We start from the raw sequence: 24,826 nt of genomic DNA, 5'->3' as shown, positions 1-24,826 counted from the left end.
GGACTCGATAGAAAACGAAAAGGGCAAATCTGCGGATTTGCCCTTTTCGCGTATATGCAGTGCAGTGACCAGCGTGTCAGCGCCCGGCCATCACTCGGAGCTCCTTGACGAAGCGGCGGTAGAAGAGTATGCCGGCAATGGTAAGACCTATGGGGAAGGCGGTCCAGATGCCGTATATGCCCCAGCCTGCGATGAAGCCCAAGACATAGCCCACAGGCAGATTGATGCAGAAGTAGGCGATGAAGGCGTAGTACATCATCGGCTTCACGCAGGCTATGCCGCGCAAGGCGTTGGCGTAGATATACTGCATGCCGTCGCCAAACTGGTAGATGACGAGTATCCATATCAGATGCGCCACCGTGAGGCACGCCTCGTCGTTGTCGGTGAAGATGAAGCCGATGTCGTGGCGGAAGAGGATGATGGGCAGACTCACCACGGCAGAGAAGACCAGCAGCATGCGGAAGCCGTCGGCCGCGCAGCATCGCATGGCGTCATACTCCTTCTGCCCCATGAAGTAGCTGATGCGGATGGATATGGCTGAGGCCATGCCCGATAGCACCAGGTAGAACAACTGGGAGATGGTAATCATAATCTGGTGAGACGCCAGTGGAATGGTGCCCAGCCAGCCCACCATCACACAGCTCAGCGTGAAGGCAGCCGACTCGGTGCCCAACTGCAGTGCCACGGGCCAGCCCAGACGGTTCATCTCTACAAAGTCGGCACGCGTCACGGTGCTCTGCTTCAGGCTCTGGCGGTAGCGGACATAGCCTCTGCCGGTGAAGAATATCACCACGAGGGCTATCGACATCACCACGCGCGACCCCATGGTGGAGATACCGGCTCCGAGCAAGCCCAGCTCGGGGAAGGGACCTACGCCGTAGATGAGCAGCCAGTTGAAGAGGATGTTGACCACATTGCCGCCAATCATTACCCACATCGGCACCTGTGTGCGGGTGATGCCGTCGAAGAACTGCTTCAGGGTGTTGAACATGCCCACGAAGGGGATGCTCACCAGATTGACCAGGAAGTAGGGGCGGATGATGGGCAGCAGCTCCTCGGGCTGACCGATGTTGTGCAGGTTCAGGTAGAGCAGCGTCATCATTGCCATGAGCAGCAGTCCCACCACCATGTTGGCCACTATCGAGTTCTTCACCTTCTGCCCGATTTCGTCGGTGCGGCCCATGCCGAAGAGGCGGCCCACGATGGGGGTAAGTCCGTAAGAGAAACCGAGATAGAAGAGCAGTCCCAGGGTGAAGATGTTGTTGACCAGTCCGGCTGCACCCAGCTCGATGGTGCTGTGGTGGCCTATCATCAGCGTGTCGGCAAAGCCGAGGATGATGGTGCCCAACTGTCCGATGACGATGGGCACTCCTATTTCCAAGAGGGGCTTATAATGGTGTCGTTGTGTCTGTTGCATTCTTGATTTTCGTTTTACTTGTTTTCGTTTACGGTCTTGTCACGTTGAGGGTGCCGGTCAGCCTGATGTCCTTTGACGAGGCGCCCACCATCAGGGTGAAGTCGCCCGGCTCGACCACGAAGCGCATGTCCTTGTCCCAGAGCGCCAGGTCGGCAGGCCCGAGCCTGAATGTCACCATCTGGCTTTCGCCCGGCTTGAGGCTGATACGCTCGAAGCCACGCAACACCTGGGTATAGGTAGTCACCGTGCTGACTTCATCGCGCACATAGAGCTGCACCACCTCGTCGCCTTCGCGCAAGCCCACATTCTTGACCTTTGCCGTCACGGTCACGCTGTCGGTGGGCAGCATCGTGGAGCGCGAGATGACAAGGTCTGAGTATTCAAAGCGCGTGTAGCTCAGTCCGTGGCCAAAGGGGAAGAGGCTGCCCCAAAGCGAAGACTTGTTCTCGACGTCTGAGCCGGGCTTGAAGGGGAAGGCGTAGGGTATCTGGCCCACGGTGCGGGGCGTGGTACAGGTGAGGCGGCCTCCAGGATTGTAGGCACCGAAGATGACCTCAGCCACAGCCTGTCCGCCATACTCTCCGGGGAAGCAGGCATTGATGATGGCTGGCACGTGACGGGCGGCATAGTTGACGGTGGTAGCCCGGCCCGCCATCAGCACCAGCACCACAGGGCGGCCCGTAGCCACAATCTCTCTGAGCAGCTGTTCCTGACGGCCGGGCAGATTGAGCGTAGTGCGCGAGTTGCCTTCGCCCACGGTCTTGTCGTCGTCGCCCAGCACCACGATTACCGCCTCGGCGTCGCGTGCCACACTGACGGCAGAGTCCATCATGAGCCTCTCGTCGCGGGTCATCTCAAAGTCACACACCTCGCTCTCGGGATAGTGGGGGTCGCGTATCTCGCAGCCCTTGGCATAGACCACCTCGGCCTGAGGCAGCAGCTGTCTTACGCCGTCGACCACCGATACCACGTCGGCACCCGCAGGACCGTAGCGGCTTATGGGGCGGGCGTCGGCATTGGGACCTATCACCGCCACACGCTTCATCTGCGCGCTGAGGGGCAGGGTGGCGCTGTCGTTCTTGAGCAGCACCATCGACTGGCGGGCCGCGTCGAGCGCCAGCTGGCGGTGGGGCTCGCTGTGCACGATGCGGTCTACGCGGACGGCGTCGCCACGGTAGGGCTGGTCGAAGAGCCCCAACCAGAACTTCACCCTCAGCACCTCGCCCACGCGCTCGTCGAGCGTCTCGCGGCTTATCTTGCCGCTCGCCACAGCCTGGCGCAGAGGCGTGATAAACTCCGAGGGTTGGGTAAACTGTGTGCGCACGTTGAGACCGGCGTTGACAGCCAGTGCGCAGGCGTCTTCGTAGGAGGCAGCCACATGGTGCTTGGTGTAGAGAAACTCGAGGGCTTCGCTGTCAGACACCACGTAGCCCTTGAAGCCCCATTCGTGGCGCAGTATGTCGGTGAGAAACCGGCGGCTGCCAGTGATGGGCTCGCCGTTGTAGTCGTTGTACGAACTCATCACGCCCAGCGCGCCGGCCTCAGCTATGGCCTTGCGGAAGGGTTCGAGGTAGAGGGTGCGCATTTCGCGCTCGCCCACATGGGGGTCGGTGCGGGTGTTGCCGTCGCGGCCTCCCACCGGGATGGAGTACACGGCAAAGTGCTTGGGGGTAGCCACCAGCCCGTGGGCTTGCAGTCCGATGACCATCTGCTTGCCCAACTCGCCCACGAGATAAGGGTCTTCGCCATACGACTCCACGCAGCGGCCCCAGCGGGGGTCTTGGGCTATGTCGAGTATAGGCGAGTATATGTTGGTGTAGCCCAGCGCCACGGCTTCCTTGGCTTCTGCGTCGGCTATCTGCCTTATCAGCTGTCGGTTCCATGTGCTTCCCTGACCTGTCTGGTTGGGGAAGTAGGTGGCGCGATAGTGGCAGAGACCGCGTATGCCCTCGTTGGTGAAGTCGACGGGGATGCCCAGTCGGGTCTGTTCGACAAACCAGCGCTGCACGGCGTGGAGGGCGTCGATATGTCGCTTGTAGGGGAAAGCGTATTGGGCTCCGAAGCGGCCCACGCCGTTGTGCTGCTCATCGATGTTGCCGATGCCGTCTTTCCACACCTCGTTCTTCCATCCCTCGGTGGGCAGGGCGTCGGCGAGCACGCGGCCCGAGCCATAGAGCGTAGCCAGCTGGCAGGTCTTTTCCTCTATGGTCATCTGCTGCAGCAGGTCGGCCACGCGGGCATCAATCGGTGCGCGGCTGTCTTCATAGACATCCATGCGCCCGTTCTTGTTGAAGTCTATCCAACCTTTGTGGTAGATGCGCTGGGCTTCTGCGTGCTGTCCAGACAGAAGCGCCAGCATCAGCGCCAGCGCTACAAGGACAGTGCGCCGGCTCTTGTACATAGTTTGTTTTGTCATATATAGTCAGTCCATTGTCGGGCTGATGTGCAGCAACCCTCCCGGGCGCGTTCAGCCGCTATATATATAAAAGGTATCGCGCGCGCGGCGATGCCGTCAGCCCCGATGGCGCTTGCGGGCACAGTCGGGGCAGATGCCTTTGACCATGTAGTCGATGGTAGAGACCCAGAAGCCGTCGGGCACATCTATCTTGGGTATGGCCACATGGTCCAGACAGAATGTCTTGCGACACTCCTCGCAGTAGAAATGGGCGTGGCGGTCGTCGTCGACGTCATGATGGTGGCTGCGGCAAAGCTCGTATTTCACCTCGCCGTTGCCACCCTCGATGGCGTGTACCAGCTGGCGCTTGTAGAATTCGGCCAGGGCGCGGTAGATGCCCGACTTGTCGATGGTGACGATGCTGGTTTCGAGCTCGCTCATCGACATGGGTCTGCCAGCCCGGTCCAGCGCCTCGGCTATCACGATGCGGTTGGCTGTGGCTCTGATGCCGTGCTTGGCGAGCATCTGTGCATAGTCGTCCGGTTTCATCTGCGAGGTAGGGTGGTTAGCGTTCAAACTCCAGAGTGCCGAAGAAGTCGGGACGGTGGAAGTTGGGCGAAGGCAGGTCTATGCGGTTCCACGACAGGAAGTGGGGAGTCTGCAGCTTGTCGCCACACTTGTAGAAGTTGGCTTTCATGCGGGCTCCGTCGAGAGTGGCTATCTGTGAGTGGAAGGCTGTGCCTGTGGGGATGATGAGCGCCATGTGCCATGTGGTGGGCTCTATGCGCTCGGCAAATGGTGTGCGTCCCAGCGACGACCAGCGGCTTATGGCGTTGAGCACCTCGGCGGGAGCGGCCTCGCGGGCCTCGCGGGTCTCGCCGCAACCCACCAGCACCGTGCCGGCACAGTTGGTCTCTACATTATAATACACGTTGCCGCCCTCGGGCTGGAAGAAGAATTCGCAGCAGCTGTCTTCCCACACGCGGCCGTTGTCGTGGGGAGCCACGGCGGCCACCGACTGCTCGCTTACGCGGTATTCTATCAGCACGGCATCGCCCTTGTGGGCTATACGAAACTCTACCTTGGGGGCATAGGGATAATCGGCCGCCCAGTCTACGCAGTCGATGGGCTGGAACTCCACTCCCTGGGCGTCGAGCAGTGCCGGGACATCCTCGGCACGAGCCACGCTGGTGTCTATCTTCTTTACACTGAGATGTTTCATATCTTTCTTCGGGTTATTTACACTGGTTGATGAAGTCGCGCATGTATTGCTGCTGAGCATATACTTCGCGGAAGAGCTGCAACTGGTTGCGAGTGCGCACCAGATTATGCTCAGGATACTTAATTTTGTAATATGTGTCGCCATTGATGTAGTCGGTGAGGAATCTTACGCATTGCATGTAGGGGAAGAGGGCGACGGCGTAGGGCAGATTGTCGCGCTCTGCCGGGGTGAGGAATGTGGCCGACTCGAGATAGCCTCGGGTGAAGGCTTCGAAGATGTCGCGGCGGAAAGCGACACGCTCGATGGCTGGGTCGTCCTCGGCCACGGCGTTGGCACCGGTGCGCAGGAAGTCGCCATAGTCAGAGAAGACAAAGCTGGGCATCACCGTGTCGAGGTCGATGACGCAGAGCACGCGGCCGTCTTCGTCGAACATCATGTTGTTGACCTTGGTGTCGCAGTGGCAGATGCGCTTGGGCAGCACACCGTCTCTCCCCATCTGCTCGGCCTTGCACATCTCCTCGGCATGGGTCTCCAGCTCGTCCACCATGTCCTTGACCTCTGCCAGACGGCCTACGGGGTCTTGGGCCACGGCGTCGCGCAGCTGGCGCATACGCAGTTCCATATTGTGGAAGTCGGGGATGGTCTCGCCTAAGGGCTCGTCGAGGTCCACCAACATGGCTTCAAAGTGGCCGAAAGCCTTGCCGGCATAGTAAGAGTATTCGGGGTTGACGGCCTCGAAGGTCTTGGCACGGGGGATGAACACCATCACGCGCCAGTAGCGGTCGGCATCGTCGTGCCAGTAGGTCTTGCCCTCGGCGGTGGGCACAAAGCGCAGCACGCGGCGGTCTATGTCGTCGGCACCTTCGGCCTCGAGCTTGCGGCGTATGTGGGCGGTCACAGCCTCGATGTTGTGCTGCAGCAACTCTACATCCTGGAAGATGGCGTTGTTGATGCGCTGCAGCACGTAGTCGGGCGCATCGCCTTCGGTCGTCACCTTGTAGGTGTCGTTTATCAGTCCGTTACCCAGGGGAGCCACCGCGATGACGGGCGCCTCGACCTCAAATTGAGCTACAATAGCTTTCAGTTCTTTTTCGTCCATGTCTTCATGATTTGTAATTGCTACAAAATTACGACATTATTTCTCCAATGCCAAATATTTCAACCACTATCTCTTCTGCCGTCCTCGTAAAAACCGCCACAGCCCGCTCTCCGGCCCTGTCGGCGGCGACGGTGGGCATGGCCGTGGCAATGACGGGTAGGGCTGTGCGGCGAGGAATGGCCGTAGCGAGGCGGGATGGCGCCGCCACCGTCTTCAAGCCGGTTGCAAGTCGCGAAACGGTGAAATCAGGGCTTGCCGTCATCATTGCAGGCCGCGCATCGGCTAATTCGCAGTCCGCAATGCAGATAAATGTCGTCTCGGGCGTGTTTGCAACCCGGTTGCATGCGAAACCTTGTACCTTTGTCGCCGTAAACATTAAAAGCAATACTGTATGTCAGATCATCATCACCATCATCATAGTGGTTCTTGTCGCAAGGTGGCTCTTATCCTTGCGGCATCGTTGCTGCTTGCCGTTGCAGCATGGATAGAGCATGCGCTGGCGCTGCCCACCTGGCAGCTGCTGCTGGTCTATCTGGTTCCCTATCTGCTCGTGGGCGCGTCGACGCTGCGCGAGGCAGCCGAGGGCATAGTGCATGGACGCGTGTTCAATGAAGACTTTCTGATGGCAGTCGCCACCATCGGTGCCCTCGCCATCGGGTTCATGCCCGGCGCCGACACCGAGTTTGCCGAGGCGGTCTTTGTGATGCTCTTCTTCCAGGTGGGCGAGCTCTTTGAGGGCTACGCCGAGGGCCGCAGCCGCGACAGCATTGCCCATCTCGTAGAGGTGCGCCCCGATACCGCCCATGTGGAGCGCAGATGGGCGGTGGAGACCGTTGCGCCCGATGAGGTGGCTGTGGGCGAGACCATCGTGGTAAGCCCCGGCGAGCGCGTGCCTCTCGACGGCGTCATCCTCTCTGGCCAGGCTTCGCTCAACACGGTGGCTCTCACCGGCGAGAGCATGCCGCGCGATGTCGGCGAGGGCGACGAGATAGTCTCTGGCTGCATCAATCTCTCGGGTGTGCTCCGGGTTCGTACCACCCGCTCGTTTGGCGAAAGCACCGTGTCGCGTATCATCCATCTTGTCGAGAGCGCCAATGAACAGAAGTCGCGCAGCGAGTCGTTTATCTCCCGCTTTGCCCGTGTCTATACCCCCATCGTGGTCATCTCTGCCGTCATGCTGGCTGTGGTTCCGCCCCTCTTCCTTGGCGGCATGGCAGTCTTCGCCCAGTGGCTCCACCGAGCCCTCATCTTCCTCGTCGTGTCGTGTCCCTGTGCGCTGGTCATCAGCGTGCCTCTCACCTTCTTCGGCGGACTTGGCGGGGCGTCGCGTCGCGGCATACTCATCAAGGGCAGCAACTACATGGACACCCTGGCGCGGCTCCACACCGTGGTCTTCGACAAGACGGGCACCCTCACCCACGGCGAGTTCTCGGTGGTGGCAGTCCATCCCGAGAAATGCGACGAGCGCGAACTGCTGCATCTCGCCGCCCATGTCGAACACTATTCCACCCACCCCATAGCGGCGGCGCTGCGCGAGGCTTTCCCCAGTGAGGCCACCGACGGATGCCGCGTCGAGGCGGTCGAGGAACTGAGCGGTCGGGGCATCCGTGCACGGGTAGACGGTCGCATCGTGTGCGTGGGCAATGCCAAGATGATGGGCGACCTGGGCGTGGAGTGGCACGACTGCCATCTCGTGGGCACCATCATCCATGTGGCTATCGACGGGCGCTATGCCGGCCACATAGTCATCAACGACCGCGTCAAGGCCGACAGCCCTCAGGCTGTGGCAGACCTCAAGGCTCTGGGAGTGGGTCATACCGTGATGCTCACGGGCGACCGCGAGGCTGTGGCTGCCGATGTGGCGCGCCAGACTGGCATTGATGAGTATCATGCCCAATTGCTGCCTATCGACAAGGTGTCTCACGTGGAGCGTCTGCTGGCTGCGGCTCCCCGGGGTGCCACTCTGGCGTTTGTGGGCGACGGCATCAACGACGCCCCCGTGCTGAAGCGTGCCGATGTGGGCATCGCCATGGGAGCCTTGGGCAGCGATGCCGCGATAGAGGCAGCCGACGTGGTGCTCATGGACGACTCGCCCGCCAAGATAGCCACTGCCGTGCGCATCTCGCGGCGCACCATCGCCATAGCCCATCAGAACGTGTGGTTTGCCATAGGTGTCAAGGTGGCAATCCTTGCTCTCGCCACCGTAGGGTTGGGCACCATGTGGATGGCGGTCTTCGCCGATGTGGGCGTCACCGTCCTGGCTGTGCTCAACGCCATGCGTGCCCTCATGGTTGGCGGCAACCGGTAGCTGCCGGGCTCCCCGGCTGAGCGCAATGTATTATAGGGAACAGCGCAGGAAACCTGCCTGAACATAATGGGCCCAAGTCAACGCGCGGCAACGGTCTGCGGCGTCGCGCGGGCCATGGCGGTTGGACGGTGAGTCTCTTCGCCTGACATAAGAAATCCCCATAGCTGCCCCGGGTGGGTGGCTATGGGGATTGATGTTATTGCTGTCAGCCTGGACGGCAGTGATTACTTGCTGAACTTCTCTACCTGCTGACGTATCAGCTCCTGGTCGTCGAAGTAGTTGATCTGCATGGCTGCGCGCACTTCGTCCATGGTCTTAGCGGCGGTTTCGCGTGCGGCCTCTGAGCCCTTCTTGAGGATGTTGAATATCTCGGGGATATCCTGCTCCCACTCGTGACGACGGGTGCGGATGGGGTCGAGCATCTTGTTGATTACGCTGTTGAGGAACTTCTTGCAGGTGCCGTCGCCGATACCTCCCTGCACATACTGCTGCTTCAGGGCTTCGAGGTTCTCAAACTCGGGCCAGAACTCGGCAAAGTCTTCGTCGGTGCTGAAGGCTTCGAGGTATGTGAATACGGCGTTGCCCTCGAGGTGGCCGGGCTCTTCCATGCTCATACGTGGCTCGCCGTTGGACATCTTCTTGACCTTTTTCCATACAGTTGCCGCATCGTCGCTCAGATAGATACAGTTGCCGAGGCTCTTGCTCATCTTTTCCTTGCCGTCGGTACCGGGCAGGCGTCTGCATACGGCCTGCTCGGGCAGCAGGATATTGGGCTCGACGAGCACCTCGCCGTAGGTCTGGTTGAAGCGGCGCACCAGCTCGCGTGTCACCTCGAGCATGGGCTCCTGGTCTTCGCCTGCGGGCACGGTGGTAGCCTTGAAGGCGGTGATGTCGGCGGCCTGAGAGACAGGGTAGCAGAAGAAGCCGAGGGGCAGGTTGGCCTCGAAGTTGCGCATCTTGATTTCGGTCTTAACCGTGGGGTTGCGCTGCACGCGCGACACGCTGATGAGGTTAGAGAGATAGGTGGTGAGCTCGGCGAGCTCGGGTATCTGGCTCTGGATGAAGAGCGTGCACTTCTGTGGGTCGAGTCCACATGAGAGATAGTCGAGCGCCACCTCTATGATATTCTGTCTTATCTTCTCGGGGTTGTCGGCATTGTCGGTGAGCGCCTGCACGTCGGCCATGAACACGAACATGCGTTCATAGTCGCCTGCGTTTTGCAGCAACACCCTTCTGCGGAGTGAGCCGATGTAGTGTCCCAAGTGTAATTTGCCGGTGGGACGGTCGCCGGTAAGAATGATTTTTCCCATTGTCGTTATGTGATATTCTTAGAGTTACTAATCCATGATGCCTATAAATCGCAGCACGTCGTTGAGGTTGGCTACGACCATGAGGAGTACGAGTATGCCTATGCCGATGTATTCAGCCCATATCATGAAGTTTTCCGAGGGCTTGCGGCGGGTTATCATCTCGTAGAGCAGGAACAGCACGTGTCCTCCGTCGAGTGCGGGGATGGGCAGGAGGTTCATGAAGGCGAGGATGATACTCAGGAAGGCGGTCATCATCCAGAACATGTGCCAGTCCCAGGTCGGGGGGAAGAGGCTGCCGATGGCGCCAAATCCACCGAGGCTCTTGACGCCGTCGGTCGAGAATACGTACTTCATGTCGTTGACATATCCCTTGAGGATGTTGATGCCGTAGCGTGTGCCTGCGGGGAAACTCTCAAAGAAGCCGTACTCTACCTTGACGGGCTCGTAGTAGGAGAGGAGCGAGGTGAGGCCTACGCCCATCTTCATCTCGGGGGTGAGCACCAGCTGGGTCTCCACGGTGTCCTTGGCGTTGGCGTAGGTGATGTTTACGGTGCGCAGAGCGAGGCTGTCGCTGCCGGTCTTGGCGTCTTCGAGCTTCTTGTTCAGCCCGGCCATGATGTCCTGAAACTCGTTCCATGTCTCAATCCTGGTGCCGTTGAGGGCGATGATGCGGTCGCCTTTGGCTATTCCTGCCTTCTGCGCGGGAGAGCCTTTCTCGGTGAGTGCCACCTCTGAAGGGATGAAGGGGGCGACAAACCGTGGCGACTGCTTGATCATATCGAGCAGATTGAGATTGCCGGGGAGGTGAAGGCTGATGTGCTTGCCGTCGCGGATGATGTCTACGCGGGTGGCTTCAGAGAGTTCGCGCACCAGGTCGATGTTGAAATCCTTAAACGTGCCGAGGTCGGTGCCCAGCAGGATGTCGTGGTCGGCAAATCCCAGTGCCTTGGCCTCCTTATTGAACTTCATCCCCATGGTCATGTCCTTGGTCGGGACAAACTGTTCGCCCCAGACGAAGAGCACCATGGAGTAGATGAAGAGCGCGAGAAGGAAGTTGACCAGCACGCCGCCAATCATGACCAGCAGTCGCTGCCAAGCGGGCTTGGAGCGGAACTCCCAGGGCTGGGCAGGCTTTGCCATCTGCTCTTTGTCGAAGCTCTCGTCTATCATACCGGCTATCTTGCAGTAGCCGCCCAATGGCAGCCAGCCTACGCCATACTCGGTGTCGCTGGTCTTGGGCTTGAAGCTGAAGAGCTTGCCCGACCACTTGCCGATACTCATATCGAAGAAGATGAAGAATTTCTCTACTCTTATGCCGAAGAGCTTGGAAAAGAACATGTGTCCTCCTTCATGCAGGAAGACAAGCAGCGAGATTGCCAGAACGAACTGGAGCAGTCTGATTAAAAATATTTCCATTATGATGATTATAACAATTTGTTTAACTGAGTAACTGGGCAGCCACACGGCGGGCCTCGGCGTCGGTCTGGATGTAGACGTCGTAGTCGGGCGAGGCGTCGAAGGAAACCAGGTTCATGGTGCGCTCGATGACGTCGGCCATCTGGAGGAAGCCGCAACGGTCGTGGCGGAACGCCTCGTTCACCACCTCGTTGGCGGCATTGACGATGCAGGGCATGTTGCCACCCTTGCGGATGGAGTCAAACGCCAGGGCAAGACACTTGAACTTGCGCATATCGGGCTCGTAGAACTCGAGGCTCTTGCCATAGAGGTTGAGCCTGTCGCCACGCAGGGGGAGACGGTCGGGGTAGGAGAAGGCATACTGGATGGGCATGCGCATATCGGGCACGCCCAGCTGGGCCTTGACCGAGCCGTCGACAAACTCGACGGCGCTATGCACGATGCTCTGCGGATGCACGAGTACCTGGATGCGGTCGGCCTCGACGCCGAAGAGCCACTTGGCTTCGATGACCTCGAAGCCCTTGTTCATCAGCGAAGCCGAGTCGATGGTAATCTTGGCGCCCATGGTCCAAGTGGGGTGCTTGAGGGCGTCGGCGGCAGTGACCGAGCAGAGCTGCTGGTCGGTGAAGGTGCGGAAGGGACCGCCCGAGCAGGTGAGCAGTATGCGCTCTATCTCGTTGTTGCCCTCGCCGACGATAGACTGGAAGATGGCGCTATGCTCCGAGTCGACAGGGAGAATGGGGGTGTGGTACTGTTGGGCCAGATTGCATATCAGCTCGCCTGCCACGACCAGGGTCTCCTTGTTGGCGAGGCATATCTTCTTGCCGCTCTTGATGGCGTGGATGGTGGGGGTGAGTCCGGCAAATCCTACCATCGCGGTGAGCACCATGTCTATGGACTCGGCTTCTACTATCTCGTTGAGGGCGTCGCGGCCGGCATAGACCTTGATGTCGGGCTGGTCGTCGAGCAGCGCGCAGAGTTCACCGTATTTGTCCTCGTTGGCTATGACCACGGCAGCCGGGTGGAACTTCCGGGCCTGCTGAGCCAACTCCATCACGCGGTTGTTGGCCGTGAGGCAGTAGACTTCGTAGAGGTCGGGATGCTGTTCGATGACATCCAGCGCCTGGGTACCTATCGAGCCCGTACTGCCAAGTATGCAGATTTGTTTCTTCATTATTATATTATATATCCATGATGCCTTCGGGCAGCCGGGTCCAGATGGCCCGAGCCTCGGCATCTACCTTTTCTATCAGTTCTTCGTGGGCGGGAACGAGCAGAGAGTCGCCCGCCGGGGTGGTGATGTCAAACAGGGTGTTGATGGTGCTGTCGTCTACGTGGTCGATGGTGCCCACCTCTCTGCCGGTGGTGCTGTCGATGAGCTTGAAGCCCACTATCTCGCTCCAGCCGAAGCCGGCCTCGTCGCTGTCCGAGAGCTCACGGGGGAAGTAGACCTTGGCGCCGGTCAGGCTGCGGGCCTGCTCCTGGGTGTCGATGTCGCAAAACTTCATCAGCACGGTCTCGTCGCTCTTGAAGCGGTATTCCTCCATGAAGAAGGGGACGAGGATACCGTCGAGTTCGAGCAGCAGATATTCGGCGTCGACGCGGTCAAACACGTCGTCGCTTATCTGGAAGGTTATCTCGCCCTTCACGCCGTGGGGTCTGCCCAGGCGTCCTATCTGGAATACGTCTTCGGGGGTTATCATCAGCTTTCGATGCGTTGGATGTGGGCGCCCAGACGGTTCAGACGGTTCTCTATGTCTTCATATCCACGGTCTATCTGGGCGATGTTGTCTATGCGGCTGGTGCCGTTGGCACTCATGGCGGCTATGAGCAGTGCTATTCCGGCACGGATGTCGGGACTGGTCATGCGGCCGGCTCTGAGCCTGCGGGCGTGGTCGTTGCCGTTGACCACGGCGCGGTGGGGGTCACAGAGGATAATCTGCGCGCCCATATCGATGAGCTTGTCTACGAAGAAGAGGCGGCTCTCAAACATCTTCTGGTGTATCAGCACATTGCCTTTGGCCATCGTAGCCACCACGATGAGCACCGACAGGAGGTCGGGGGTGAGCCCGGGCCAAGGGGCATCGGCGAGGGTCATGATAGAGCCGTCGATAAACGAGTCTATCTCGTAGTGGGGCTGCTCGGGGATGAACAGGTCATCACCGTCTTCCTCTATCTTGATGCCCAACCGCCTGAAGGCGTCGGGTATCATGCCCAGGTTGGGCAGCGACACGTTCTTGATGCGTACACCCTTGCCCACCATGGCTGCCATGCCGATAAACGAGCCTACCTCTATCATGTCGGGCAGTATGGTGTGGCTTGTGCCGTGCAGCGAGTCCACTCCCTCGATGGTGAGCAGGTTCGACGCCACGCCGCTGATGCGGGCGCCCATGCTGTTGAGCATCCGGCAGAGTTGCTGGATGTAGGGCTCGCATGCCGCGTTATATATAGTGGTGGTGCCCTCGGCCAGCACTGCCGCCATGATGATGTTGGCAGTACCCGTTACCGATGCCTCGTCGAGCAGCATATATCTGCCGTGCAGCCTGTCGGCCTTGATGGTGAACACGTTGCGATGGCTGTCATGGGCAAAGTCGGCCCCCAGTTGCTTGAAGCCGATGAAGTGGGTGTCCAGACGCCTGCGGCCTATCTTGTCGCCGCCAGGCTGAGCCACCGTGGCTTGCCCGTATTTGCCCAAGAGCGGGCCGATGGTCATCACCGAACCTCGCAGCGACGCACTCTTGCGCACGAACTCGTCGCTGGCCAGATAGTTCAGGTCTATGTGGGCTGCCGTGAAGGTATAGTCGTTCTTGGCGTTGCGCACCACGTCGACACCCATGTCCTGCAGCAGCTTGATGAGATTGCATACATCCAGTATCTCGGGGATATTGGTTATCCTTACCGGCTCGGTGGTGAGCAGACAGGCGCAGATTACCTCCAGAGCCTCGTTCTTGGCGCCCTGCGGGGTTATCTCTCCGTGCAATCCATGTCCGCCCTCGATGATAAATGACTCCATAGACGTTGGGGTTGGGGTTATTTCTTCTTGTTATTGCGTTTCTTCTCGGTAAACTCTCTGACGTCAATCTTCTCAAACTTGAAGGTGCTCAGGTCGAGTTGTATCTTGCCGTCGGTAAACTTGGCGAGGTCCGACGCCACCTTCTCGTCGTCCGACGAACCATGGCTCCACTGATAGAGGCAACGCTTCATCTGGTTGGCGGTGAGCTTGACGAGATTGTCGCGTTCCTTGCCGGGCTCCATAGTCTTGAGTTTGGCGAAGAGCTCGAATATCATGTTGCCGTAGTGTCTTACCGGGATGCGCTGCATGGGATAGTCCATAGGCTGCGGCTTGGCGTCCACGGCGTGGGCCTGCTTGATGTCGTAGGGCCAGTCTATGTCGAGCTCGAAATGGCTCATGATGGCCAGATGGTCCCACAGCTTCTGCTTGTAGTCGGCGCTCTCGCGGTTGGCGGGATACATGCGGTCCATGATGGCGATGATGGTTTGGGCACACTGCTGGCGCTCTGCCTTGCTGGGCAGTGTAATGGCGTGCTCCACCATCTTCTGCACCTCGCGGCCATATTCGGGCAGTATCAGCTTCTCCCGCTGGGTGTTGTAGTCAAGTCCTTCTATTTGCATAGTCCTTACTTAATGTCTTGGGTTGGGTATATGTCGTGTCTCAGAGCAGCTTCTTGGGCATCTTGGCCACAAAGTCCTTGAGATAGAATGGCACGAAGTAGGCCACGTCTTCGGTCTGGCCCTGGGCGATGCGGCGCTCAGCCAGAGGGAACATGTTCTTGGCCAGGGGCTCGATGCCGTCGATGTAGCGGGCATTGGGGTGGGCGATGACGTCCATACACTTGGCGGCGCCGTTGCCAAAGAAGTAGACGGGGCGCTCGTCGAGATACTTCCTGTAGGTGTCGGCGTCTACCACGTCGGCCTGGATGGGACGCACCTCATGCAGGGCGCGGTCGAAAATCTGTGCATACACCTCCATGCGGCGGGCGTCTATCATGGGGCAGAGCAGCGCGTTCTCCTCCTTTACCATCTCCAGCAACAGCACGGGCACACACATCAGTTCGAGAGTGGGTATAGCCACCAGGCTTACACCACGTCCGTAGCACACTCCTTTGGCCATAGACGTGCCGATGCGCAGACCGGTATACGAACCAGGGCCGCAGCTCACAGCCACGGCGTCGAGGGGTATGGCGTGGCTCTCGGCAAAGGAGAGCGCTTCATCGACAAATTTACCCAACCGCTCGTTGTGGTTGGGGCCGGTATGGTCTTCCTGATTAAAGATACATGCACCGTTTTCGCTCACCGATACAGAGCAGACATTGGTGCTTGTTTCAATGTTTAATATACACGACATGAATTTTAATTTACTAAATAACTGCAAATTTACGGTTTTTTTCCTACATTTTTGTTACTTTTGCAGAAATTTAACGTGTAACTACTATGATACAGTCAATGACGGGCTACGGAAAGGCAGTCCTTACTTATGGAGAAAAGAAAATCAACGTCGAGGTGAAGTCGTTGAACAGCAAGACGATGGACCTCTCTACCCGTATAGCGCCACTCTATCGCGAGAAGGAGATGGAGATACGACAGATGCTTACCCGCAAACTGGTCAGGGGCAAGGTCGACTTCTCTATCTGGATCGAGAAGGACGAGGTGGCCGACGCTGCTACCATCAACGCCGCCCTCGTAGACAATTATTACCACCAGATACGAGACATTGCCGCCAAGACGGGTATTCCTGAGCCTCAGGACTGGTTTTACACGTTGCTCCGCATGCCCGATGTCACCTCTCGTGTCGAGGCTGTTGTCCTCGAGCCCGAGGAGTGGGCAGTGGCATGCCAGGCTATCGACGCCGCCGTTGGCGCGCTCATCGACTTCCGCCATCAGGAGGGTGCAGCCCTCGAGCGCAAGTTCAATGAGAAGATAGACAACATCGAGCGGCTGCTCGCCAGCATCGAGCCCTTCGAGAAGGCACGTGTCCAGAAGATACGCGAGCAGATAGTCAAGGGCCTCGAGCAGCTCCCCGAAGCCAGCTATGACAAGAACCGGCTCGAGCAAGAGCTCATCTACTATATCGAGAAACTGGATATAAGCGAAGAGAAGCAGCGCCTCACCAACCACCTCAAGTACTTCCGCGAGACTATGGCCGAAGACCAGGCCAACGGAAAGAAGCTGGGATTTATCGCACAGGAGATGGGACGCGAAATCAATACCACCGGCTCCAAGAGCAACCAGGCTGAGATGCAGAACATCGTGGTCAAGATGAAAGACGAGCTCGAGCAGATTAAGGAACAGGTACTCAACGCACTCTAATCATGACAAAGCCAGGCAAACTCATCATATTCTGTGCACCATCGGGCTCGGGCAAGAGCACTCTGGTGCAGTGGCTCATGGCCACACACCCCGAGCTCCATCTCGCGTTCTCCATCAGCTGCACATCGCGCCCGCCGCGAGGCACCGAGCAGAACGGCGTCGAGTATTTCTTTATCTCGCCCGACGAGTTCCGTCAGCGCGTGGCTGCCGACGAGTTCCTTGAGTACGAGGAGGTCTATGAGGGCCGCTTCTACGGCACCCTCAAGAGCCAGGTAGACACCCAGACACAGCGCGGAGAAAACGTGCTCTTCGACGTCGATGTCAAGGGCGGATGTAACATCAAGGATTTCTATGGCGACCGTGCCCTGAGCATCTTTGTCCAGCCACCCTCGATCGAGGAGCTGCGCCGCCGTCTCGTGGCGCGTGCCACCGACACCCCCGAAGCCATCGAGCAGCGCGTGGGCAAGGCTGCCTACGAGCTGACCTTTGCGCCGCGCTTCGACCATGTCGTGGTCAACGACGACCTGGAGCGTGCCAAGGAGGAGGTATACCGGCTCGTGAGCGGTTTTGTTAACCGATAGCCCTGCACCCCATCCCTTCACCCTCATTCCCATGACCCTCTCGACCAGACAGATAGGCATCTTCGGCGGTTCGTTCAACCCCATCCACTGCGGACACATCGCCCTGGCGCGCCACCTGCTCACGGCGCTCGGGCTCGACGAGATATGGTTTGTCGTGTCGCCCCTCAACCCCTTCAAGACCCACGCCACCGACCTCCTGGCCGACGATGTGCGCTACGCCATCACCGCCCGCGCCCTGGCCAGCCAACCCGGTCTCAGCGCCAGCGATGTAGAGATGACCCTGCCACGCCCGTCGTATATGTGGAACACGCTCTGCCACTTGTCAGAGCTGCATCCCCATGCCCGCTTCACCCTGCTCATCGGCGCCGACAATTGGCTGGCGTTCGACCGCTGGGCCCACAGCCAAGATATCATCACCCACTACCGCATAGCCGTCTATCCGCGGCCAGGCTATGAGGTCGATGCCGCCGCCATGCCGCCATCGGTCACCTACGTCCATTCCGACCTGTACCCCGTGAGCAGCACCGAGATACGCCGCCGCATCGCCGCCGGCGAGTCGATAGAGGGCATGGTGCCCCAAGATATCCAGGCAATGGTAGAGCATTACTACCGCTAACCCGCCACCATCGCCGCGCCAACCCAATTCAACGCCGTACACATTCTCATTCTCTCCACCTGCGCGCAGCCCATCTCCGCTTGCGCGCAGCCCATCTCCGCTTGCGCGTAGCCCATCTCCGCTTGCGCGTAGCCCATCTCCGCTTGCGCGTAGCCCATCTTCACCCACTCTCCGCACCTCGCTCCACCATCCGCGTTCATCGTGGCAGCCACCCTGGCAGCTTGCGATACTATGCCGCTGCTTCTCGTTGAGGCTCAGCTATCCTCAATCTTGCTCTTCATCATGTTTATCTTGGTTTCGTGCCATGATACAATCGTTTCGTGCTTTGCCGTCACGATTTCACGCCACGATTTTATCGTTTCCCGCTTTGCAATATGCTTCATGTGGCCCTCTGCGCCTTTGGCCAGCCGCGCGGATGTCGGGGGAACCATCTCCGGCAGCGTGGAGGGTATCTCTGGCAGCGTGGAGGGCTCCTCTGGCGGTGTGGAGGGCTCCTCTGGCGGCGTGGAGGGTATCTTGGTCGACCTGCAGTCGGTTCCCACCACTACGGCGACAGACGCCAGAGCCCCCGCCTTGCTGCTCCATCGGGTGGAGTGGCAGAGCGGGGGCTCTTGGGATATGGATGCGACGATGGGGGCTTATCGCTTCAGACTCTCGGGCAGTGCGGGCATCGCACCGTGCTGGGTGCAGACATAGGCGCTCACCTCTACGGCGTGCTTATGTGCCTGGGCGATGGTCATGCCCTTGAGGATGCAGGCGCAGAAGGTGCCGGTAAACGAGTCGCCGGCTCCCACGGTGTCGGCAACCTCCACATGAGGAGTCTCGTGGAACGACTTGCAGCCGGGAGCGAAGACGTAGCTGCCGTTGACACCACAGGTGAGCACGAGCATATCCAGATTGTACTTGCCGAGGATGAGCCAGCACTTGTTCTCAATGTCCAGACCGGGATAGCCGAAGAGGCGGCCCAGCGTGATGAGCTCTTCATCATTTATCTTCAGTATATTGCAACGCTTCAGACTCTCGCAGATAATCTCCTTGGTATAGAAATTCTGGCGGAGATTGATATCAAAGATCTTGAGACAGTCGCTGGGAGTGTGGTCGAGAAACTGGTAGATGGTATCACGGCTCGCAGCGCTGCGCTGGGCCAGTGAGCCCCAGCATACGGCACAGGTGTTGGCAGCCACGTTGCTGACGGCGTCGGTGAAGGGTATGTTGTCCCACGCCACGCCCGTCTTGATGTCATAAGTAGGTACACCCTGGTCGTCCAGTTCCACCTGTACGGTGCCTGTAGGATAGTTTACGCGGGGCAGGAGATAGTCCAGGTGTTTCTCTTCGAGCTGGCGGATAGCCTCGTCACCATAGGCGTCGTTGCCCAAGGCACTCACGGCTATCGAGCGCAGACCGTGCTGGCCGGCATGATAAGCGAAGTTGGCAGGGGCGCCACCCAGTTGGGAGCCGGAGGGGAACACATCAAACAGCACCTCACCCAGGCCCACACAGTATTTGTTCTTGAAATCGGTATTCATAGTCTTGTCTTTGCTGAGTTGTTACATTTTGATTTTACCAATATATGTGAAGAGGTAGGCCACGCCTACAGCCATTACCAGCACAGCGCCTATCTGGCCGATGGCATCGCTGGCGAAGCCCATGAGCAGTGGGAAGACGGTGCCACCAAAGAGGCCCATAATCATCAGGCCGCTCACCTCGTTCTTCTTCTCGGGCAGCGCGAGCAGAGCCTGAGAGAAGATGATGGAGAAGACGTTGGAGTTGCCGTAGCCCACCAGGGCGATGGCGGCATAGAGCATGGCCTTGCTCTCGCCTACGAACATGCCTGCCATGCTCAGCGCCATCATCACGATGCTGATGATGAAGAATGTGCGGGGCTTCATCACGCGGAGGAAGAATGAGCCGGTGAAGCAGCCGATGGTACGGAAGATGAAGTAGAGCGATGTGGCTATGGCAGCCTCGTTGAGTGTCCAGCCCAGGCGCTCCATCAGCAGCTTGGGGGCTGTGGTGTTGGTGCCCACGTCGATGCCCACATGGCACATGATGCCCACAAAGGAGAGCAGCACGATGGGGCGGGTCAGCAGACTGATACATTCGCCCATGCCAGAGGCCTTGCCCTGGGGCTTCTCTTCATCGATAGGAGTGCCGGCGAGGAAGATGGAGGCGCAGATGCCTATCACCATGTAGATGGGGAACAACATCTTCCAGCCCATGCCCAAGGAGGGAACAGCCCCGATGGCTCCCCACATGGCGATGTATGGTGCCATGAACGAGGCGATGGCTTTGACAAACTGGCCGAAGGTGAGGGTCGACGCCAGGTTCTTGCCCGAGGTCACAGCCGATACCAGCGGGTTGAGCGAGGTCTGCATCAGCGCGTTGCCGATGCCCAGGAGGGAGAACGAGGCCAGCATCACGCCGAAGCTCTCGCCCACGATGGGCAGCAGCAGCGAGACTACGGTCACCACCAGCGACAGCAGTACTGTCTTCTTGCGGCCTATCTTGTTCATCAGCATGCCCGTCGGCACCGAGAAAATCAGGAACCAGAAGAAGACCAGTGACGGAAACAGGTTGGCTGTGGCATCGTTGAGGTTGAGGTCTTCCTTGACATAGTTGGAGGCAATGCCGACCAGGTCTACAAATCCCATGGTGAAGAAGCAGAACATCAATGGGATGATGGTGAGCTTGGATGAAGTCTTCATAATTATAGCGCGAGTTTATGTACGTTGATGTTGTTGAATTGTGCCTTGCCACCCTCGGCGTAGAGCTTCACGTTCTCGTAGGGGGCAACGGGGAATACGAGGTTGGTCATGGCGATGCGGCCGCCGTCGACGAAGAGCTCGATGGATGACTTGTCGACGAAGATATCTACGTGGTAGGTCTTCTTGCCGGCCTGGCAGAGTGAGAGCGGAGCCCATGTGGCCAGGGCGAAGTCGTTCTTGTAGTTGATGGCATTGACCATGCGGGCGGGCTGCTTGCCCTCGGCTGCGCGCTGCTTGTCCCAGGCCAGCTCGATGTCATGGGGCACAGCCTGCTTGCCAAAGTCGGTGAGTCCGCTTTCGGTGCGGTCCATCACCACCTTGCCCTGCTTCATGTCGAAGTAGATGAGGGTGCGCTCGCGCTTGTTGTTGGAAATCTCGATGCCGGCTATGCCGTTGGCGTCGGGGGTGATGTCGGCCTCAATCTCGAAGGCGCCGTCCATGCCGGCGGTCAGACTGGCAAACGCCTTGGACTCGTCGACTGTCTCGTTGGCCAATGTGCGGGTTGTCTTGCGTAGAGCGTAGACCTCGGGGGCAACATCTTCAGACAGATAGTACTTGCCGTTGTTCTCAAAGAGCTTCAGCTCGCGTGGCAGACCATTGGCGCCGCGGTTCTGCTTGAACGGGGTGAGGTTGGCGTACTGCCAGTTGCTCATCCAGGTTATCGCCAGCACTCTGTCGCCGGTGTTGGAGAAGGTAACAGTGGCATAATGGTCCTTACCCCAGTCCATCCACTTCACGTCTTTGGCATCGGGGCAGGTAAACTGCTTGCCGTCGAAGTCGCCGACGAAGTACTCGGTGGCGCTGCCGCCAAACCAGCATCCAGGGTTGATGTTCATAGTCATCACCCATTTCATGTTGTTCTTGTCGCCATTGACGGGCAACTGGAAGAAGTCTGGGCACTCATACTGGCATGGCTGCTGGCCCAGTCCCTTGCCAAAGGCGCTCACGTAGTCCCATTTCTTCAGGTTCTTGGACTTATAGAAACGGGTCTCCTTATCGGCAGAAACAATCATATACCAGCACTTGCCCTTCTCATACCAGAACACCTTGGGGTCGCGGAAGTCCTTGAGACCGTCAAAGGGAGTGAGCACGGGGTTGCCCTCATACTTGGTGAAGGTGCGGCCGTTGTCGTTGCTGTAGGCGATACACTGCACCTCGTCGTGGTTTACACTGTTGTTGGTGTAGATGGCGATGATGGCGTTCTTGCCAAATCCGGCGGTATTCTTCTTGTCGACTACCGAACTGCCGGAGAAGATGTGGCCCACGGGGTCACGGGCGATGGCTGGGTCGAGGTGCTCCCAGTGTACCAGGTCTTTGCTCACGGCGTGTCCCCAGTGCATATTGCCCCACTTGCTGCCATAGGGATTGTACTGGAAGTAGAGGTGGTACTCCCCGTCCTTATAGACCATGCCGTTGGGGTCGTTCATCCATCCGTAGAGGGGAGTGAAGTGGTAAGAGGGACGGTAGTAGTCGGTATTGGTGGTATCGAAGGTGTTGCTCAGCTTCATCAGGTTGAGGGCGAGGGCGTCCTTGGCGAGGCCGAGTATCTTGACGGTAGCGGTTTTGCCATGTCCCAGCGCGAAGGGCACATAGTAGTCGGCGCCGTTTTGAGCCAGGCGCACGTCCATCCAAGTGTCGTCCTTGGAGCCGGTATCGAGCAGCACCTGCGCTTCATCCTTCTCTTCCTGGATAGGCAGCAGGATGTACTTGGTGGGGTTGTCCACACGGATAATGGTTGTGTCGCCCTTGTGTTCGATGTCCATCTTCTGGGCGGTGGCGGTGGTGGCAACTGCAGCCATCAGCATGAGGCATGCCGCCTTCATTATGTTGCTTGTTCTCATTGTGTTGTTGTTTAGTTATTATATTAACGGTATTGTTGTCTGTTTCTTGTGTGCCGACAACCCTATACCTATTATTATATAGGGTTGTCAGCGTGTGTGTGAAGAGTGAGAATGATCAGAATTTGAGAGATGCGGTAAACTCTACGGTGAACGGGCGCAGATAGCTGCCAGTCATGATCTGGTTCTTGATGTTCTTGGCCTCGTCCTTGGTTATCAGCTCGGCGCCGGCGATGCTGCCCTTGGCTCCGGTCTGGTTGAGGAAGTTGACAACAGTACATCCCAGGCTCAGGCGCTTGCTTGCCTGCCAGTTGACGCCACCGAATGTCTCCCAGTGGCCATTGAAGTAATATGCCTCGTTGATGTTGGCGTAAGTCTTGCTGAAGTAGCGGAAGCTGGTCCACAGCTTGATGTCCTTGGTGACCATGTAGCTGGGGTCGAGCTCGATGAGTATCTCTGGGATTTCGGCTACGATGTTGCCAGTGGCATTGATCTTGCCCACATAGCCATCGTTGAAGGTGACAGAAGTCTCAAACTTCTTGTATGTAGGCTTCTGGTAAGTGAACAGGAAGTGGAAATCGAATCCCTTGAAAGGATGAGCCACAGCGTCGGTAGTCCAACCCCAGGTCTGGATGTCGTAAGCCAGAGGAGCAGCCTTAATCTCGCTGCCGTGCTGGAGGTTGAGCGTAGAGTTGTTGTTGGTCTTGGAGATATACGAGAACAGTGATGTGAGGCTCAACCATGAGTTGTTGTAGTATATACCTGCACGGCCGAGTGGCACGGATATCTTGTCTGTATTGGGAAGGGTAGCAGGAGCGAAGGCTTCAAACTTCGGGTGCTGCACGATGTAAGTGAAATCGCCGGTAAAGCCAAAGTTGTCGGTGAGCTTGTAGGTTGCGGCTACCGAGAAGTCGTAGTTCAGCCAGTTGTAGGCCAGATCTACGGGCGCAATCTTGGTTCCGTCGGCAGCCATGGCGCCGAGGTGATAGTCAGCGAAACGGCCTACGAAGTTGCCTTGGGCATTCTTCACGGCGGCGTTCTCTCCCTTCAGGCGCTGCCATTCCACGCGGGCGCCATAGTAGAGGTTGAGCTTCTTGGTGACATCCCAGTCGTGGGTGAAGTAGAGTGCCAGCTTGTTCTCGCTGCCTTTATAATATTCTGAAGCGTTCTTGTTGAAGTCGTAGAAATAGCCATCACGCAGGTTAGCATCCCATACACGGACGGCATAGCTACCATCGGCAGGCACACTCTGGTCATACATGGTCGTATTGGAGCAGTAGTCGATGTGGTAGAACCACTCGTTGAGGCCCAGGCGCAGGGTAGAAGTCTTGAACTTCTTGTTGAGCTCGGTGGTGAAGAGCGCCTCGTCTATGGTACCTGCATTGAGACACGACATGCGGGTCTGCACGTACTGGCCGTCGTATGCCTTGGTCTGGCCGTCGATGTCGCGGTACATATAGTTATACAGCCCGTGGTTGTCGGCACTGTTGAGGTCGACGATGGACATCGGGGTCTGGTAGACCATGGCTCCGCGCGAGTGGTCGTACTTCAGCGTGGCCTTCCAGTTCAGTCCGTTGTCAAAGCGGTAGCTGTTCATCAGCGTCACCTCACTGGCCTTGTTCAGGCAGGCGTCGTAGAGCGTGGTCTGGGCCAGCTTGCCTGTGCGCATGTCACGATAGGTCATCTCGTTGTCGATGGGCAGATACGAGGTGGTACCCAGCTTGAACTTGCCGTACTCCTTCACGCTTCCGTCGCCCACATAGATGAACGGGGCGCTCTGTGTGGCGTAGTTGTAGACATTGTGGCTGTTGGCATACTTATACATGGCGGTAAACTCGCCACGCTCGTTGTTGTACTTCTTGGTGAGGAGCGCCTTGTAGATTTGCGTACGGTCCTGGTAGGGCGTAGACTTGATTTTGAACGTACCGGGGTCGAAGTCCTGGTACATGTTGACGCTGTAGAACCAGTCCTTACTCAGGTCACCGTTCATGTTGAGCGAGAACTCCTGCAATCCGAAGTGGTTGCTCTTGTAGTTGAGCGTTCCGTTGAAGCCCTTCTGACCTTTCTGGGTAAAGGAGTTGACGGCGTAGCCGATGTTGCCGGTGGTGATGGCAGTCTCGGCAATCTTGAGCAGACCCTGGTGGCTCAGGCTGGCATCGCCGCGCCAGATGGTGTTGACCGAGTGGGGATTGGTGGCATAGGTAACGGGCAGGCCGTTCTCGAGCACGTTGACATCGGCAGATGGCAGACCAATCTGAATCTCTCGAGGGCCGTTGGCACTGGCTGCGTTGAGCATCACGTTGCGGTTGCCCTCTTCCTTGGCGTTTGCATTTTCGTCCTGTGCATACGCTGCTGAAATGTTTACCATTGAAAGTGCAAGCACCATGGCTGCGAGCTTTCCTTTGAATAAGGTATTCATAACCGTTTAGATTTTTAATTGTTGTTGATTGCGTTAAATTTCTGCTGCAAAGTTATCCAAACGGTTGGGAGACAGCTATAACTGATGGTTCATGTGATAACAAAAATCGTTC

Annotated in this window: 22 protein-coding genes; 5 read left to right on the top strand and 17 right to left on the bottom strand. The window is 58.1% G+C overall.

Annotated elements, in window-relative coordinates:
- Positions 1–76 precede the first annotated feature (76 nt).
- From CIK87_RS04285 to CIK87_RS04260, 6 genes are all read right to left on the bottom strand, one after another.
- The gene (locus CIK87_RS04285) at positions 77–1,417 is read right to left on the bottom strand and encodes an MATE family efflux transporter (RefSeq protein ID WP_094385785.1); all 1,341 of its coding nucleotides are present in this window, start codon (positions 1,415–1,417) and stop codon (positions 77–79) included.
- Positions 1,418–1,445: 28 nt separating this feature from the next.
- Positions 1,446–3,833, bottom strand: coding sequence for a glycoside hydrolase family 3 N-terminal domain-containing protein (locus CIK87_RS04280; protein ID WP_371327104.1), 2,388 nt, complete (start codon positions 3,831–3,833; stop codon positions 1,446–1,448).
- A 96-nt stretch (positions 3,834–3,929) separates the two neighbouring features.
- Entirely contained in the window at positions 3,930–4,388 is a 459-nt protein-coding gene (locus tag CIK87_RS04275) for a Fur family transcriptional regulator (RefSeq protein ID WP_371327103.1), read from the bottom strand.
- Positions 4,378–5,034 (bottom strand): carbohydrate-binding family 9-like protein, encoded by a 657-nt coding sequence (locus CIK87_RS04270; protein WP_094385780.1) that lies wholly within the window; start codon positions 5,032–5,034, stop codon positions 4,378–4,380. Before CIK87_RS04270 ends, CIK87_RS04275 begins: the two co-directional genes overlap by 11 nt.
- 13 nt (positions 5,035–5,047) lie before the next feature.
- Entirely contained in the window at positions 5,048–6,133 is a 1,086-nt protein-coding gene (locus CIK87_RS04265) for a phosphotransferase enzyme family protein (protein WP_022310051.1), read from the bottom strand.
- A 28-nt stretch (positions 6,134–6,161) separates the two neighbouring features.
- Positions 6,162–6,398: a hypothetical protein gene (locus CIK87_RS04260; protein WP_144008106.1), complete on the bottom strand. Its 237-nt coding sequence runs from the start codon at positions 6,396–6,398 to the stop codon at positions 6,162–6,164.
- 126 nt (positions 6,399–6,524) lie between these two features.
- Between CIK87_RS04260 and CIK87_RS04255 the strand changes: the two genes are divergently transcribed.
- Positions 6,525–8,441, top strand: a complete 1,917-nt coding sequence (locus CIK87_RS04255) for a heavy metal translocating P-type ATPase (protein ID WP_094385776.1) — start codon at positions 6,525–6,527, stop codon at positions 8,439–8,441.
- A 224-nt stretch (positions 8,442–8,665) separates the two neighbouring features.
- On the opposite strand, the gene trpS is transcribed toward CIK87_RS04255, so the two are convergent.
- The 7 genes from trpS to tsaB are packed head-to-tail and all read right to left on the bottom strand — an operon-like array spanning position 8,666 to position 15,533.
- Complete coding sequence (gene trpS / locus CIK87_RS04250; protein WP_022310049.1) at positions 8,666–9,751, bottom strand: tryptophan--tRNA ligase; 1,086 nt, start codon at positions 9,749–9,751, stop codon at positions 8,666–8,668.
- Positions 9,752–9,778: 27 nt separating this feature from the next.
- Positions 9,779–11,167, bottom strand: a complete 1,389-nt coding sequence (gene rseP / locus CIK87_RS04245; RefSeq protein WP_094385773.1) for an RIP metalloprotease RseP — start codon at positions 11,165–11,167, stop codon at positions 9,779–9,781.
- Positions 11,168–11,189: 22 nt separating this feature from the next.
- Positions 11,190–12,341 (bottom strand): 1-deoxy-D-xylulose-5-phosphate reductoisomerase, encoded by a 1,152-nt coding sequence (locus CIK87_RS04240; RefSeq protein WP_094385771.1) that lies wholly within the window; start codon positions 12,339–12,341, stop codon positions 11,190–11,192.
- A 7-nt stretch (positions 12,342–12,348) separates the two neighbouring features.
- Positions 12,349–12,870, bottom strand: a complete 522-nt coding sequence (gene rimM, locus CIK87_RS04235) for a ribosome maturation factor RimM (RefSeq protein ID WP_094385769.1) — start codon at positions 12,868–12,870, stop codon at positions 12,349–12,351.
- Positions 12,870–14,180 (bottom strand): UDP-N-acetylglucosamine 1-carboxyvinyltransferase, encoded by a 1,311-nt coding sequence (gene murA, locus CIK87_RS04230; RefSeq protein WP_094385767.1) that lies wholly within the window; start codon positions 14,178–14,180, stop codon positions 12,870–12,872. The genes rimM and murA overlap by 1 nt, the downstream gene beginning before the upstream one ends.
- Positions 14,181–14,197: 17 nt before the next feature.
- The gene (locus CIK87_RS04225; RefSeq protein WP_022310044.1) at positions 14,198–14,800 is read right to left on the bottom strand and encodes a DUF4290 domain-containing protein; all 603 of its coding nucleotides are present in this window, start codon (positions 14,798–14,800) and stop codon (positions 14,198–14,200) included.
- A gap of 40 nt (positions 14,801–14,840) precedes the next feature.
- A complete protein-coding gene (tsaB, locus tag CIK87_RS04220; protein WP_094385765.1) occupies positions 14,841–15,533 on the bottom strand; it encodes a tRNA (adenosine(37)-N6)-threonylcarbamoyltransferase complex dimerization subunit type 1 TsaB in 693 nt (230 codons plus the stop codon).
- A gap of 86 nt (positions 15,534–15,619) precedes the next feature.
- Between tsaB and CIK87_RS04215 the strand changes: the two genes are divergently transcribed.
- The 4 genes from CIK87_RS04215 to CIK87_RS13925 all read left to right on the top strand — a co-directional run bounded on the left by CIK87_RS04215 (position 15,620) and on the right by CIK87_RS13925 (position 18,388).
- A complete protein-coding gene (locus tag CIK87_RS04215; RefSeq protein ID WP_022310042.1) occupies positions 15,620–16,495 on the top strand; it encodes a YicC/YloC family endoribonuclease in 876 nt (291 codons plus the stop codon).
- Positions 16,496–16,497: 2 nt separating this feature from the next.
- Positions 16,498–17,076 (top strand): guanylate kinase, encoded by a 579-nt coding sequence (gene gmk / locus CIK87_RS04210; protein WP_094385763.1) that lies wholly within the window; start codon positions 16,498–16,500, stop codon positions 17,074–17,076.
- A 31-nt stretch (positions 17,077–17,107) separates the two neighbouring features.
- The gene (gene nadD, locus CIK87_RS04205; protein WP_094385760.1) at positions 17,108–17,692 is read left to right on the top strand and encodes a nicotinate (nicotinamide) nucleotide adenylyltransferase; all 585 of its coding nucleotides are present in this window, start codon (positions 17,108–17,110) and stop codon (positions 17,690–17,692) included.
- Positions 17,693–17,923: 231 nt separating this feature from the next.
- Positions 17,924–18,388, top strand: coding sequence for a hypothetical protein (locus CIK87_RS13925; RefSeq protein WP_144008105.1), 465 nt, complete (start codon positions 17,924–17,926; stop codon positions 18,386–18,388).
- Here CIK87_RS13925 and CIK87_RS04190 read toward each other — a convergent pair.
- The 4 genes from CIK87_RS04190 to CIK87_RS04175 form a co-directional block, all read right to left on the bottom strand.
- Positions 18,331–19,218: a carbohydrate kinase gene (locus tag CIK87_RS04190; RefSeq protein WP_094385754.1), complete on the bottom strand. Its 888-nt coding sequence runs from the start codon at positions 19,216–19,218 to the stop codon at positions 18,331–18,333. The genes CIK87_RS13925 and CIK87_RS04190 overlap by 58 nt on opposite strands.
- A gap of 21 nt (positions 19,219–19,239) precedes the next feature.
- Entirely contained in the window at positions 19,240–20,397 is a 1,158-nt protein-coding gene (locus CIK87_RS04185; RefSeq protein ID WP_094385752.1) for an MFS transporter, read from the bottom strand.
- Between the two features lie 2 nt (positions 20,398–20,399).
- Positions 20,400–22,298: a GH32 C-terminal domain-containing protein gene (locus tag CIK87_RS04180; RefSeq protein WP_094385750.1), complete on the bottom strand. Its 1,899-nt coding sequence runs from the start codon at positions 22,296–22,298 to the stop codon at positions 20,400–20,402.
- A gap of 115 nt (positions 22,299–22,413) precedes the next feature.
- Positions 22,414–24,714 (bottom strand): TonB-dependent receptor, encoded by a 2,301-nt coding sequence (locus CIK87_RS04175; protein WP_094385748.1) that lies wholly within the window; start codon positions 24,712–24,714, stop codon positions 22,414–22,416.
- Between the last annotated feature and the right edge of the window lie 112 nt (positions 24,715–24,826).

It is taken from the genome of Prevotella sp. P5-64 (genome assembly GCF_002251285.1).
Taxonomy (GTDB): domain Bacteria; phylum Bacteroidota; class Bacteroidia; order Bacteroidales; family Bacteroidaceae; genus Prevotella.
The sequence above is the reverse complement of the archived record's forward strand: the minus strand, read 5'-3'. Positions and strand labels throughout refer to the sequence as shown.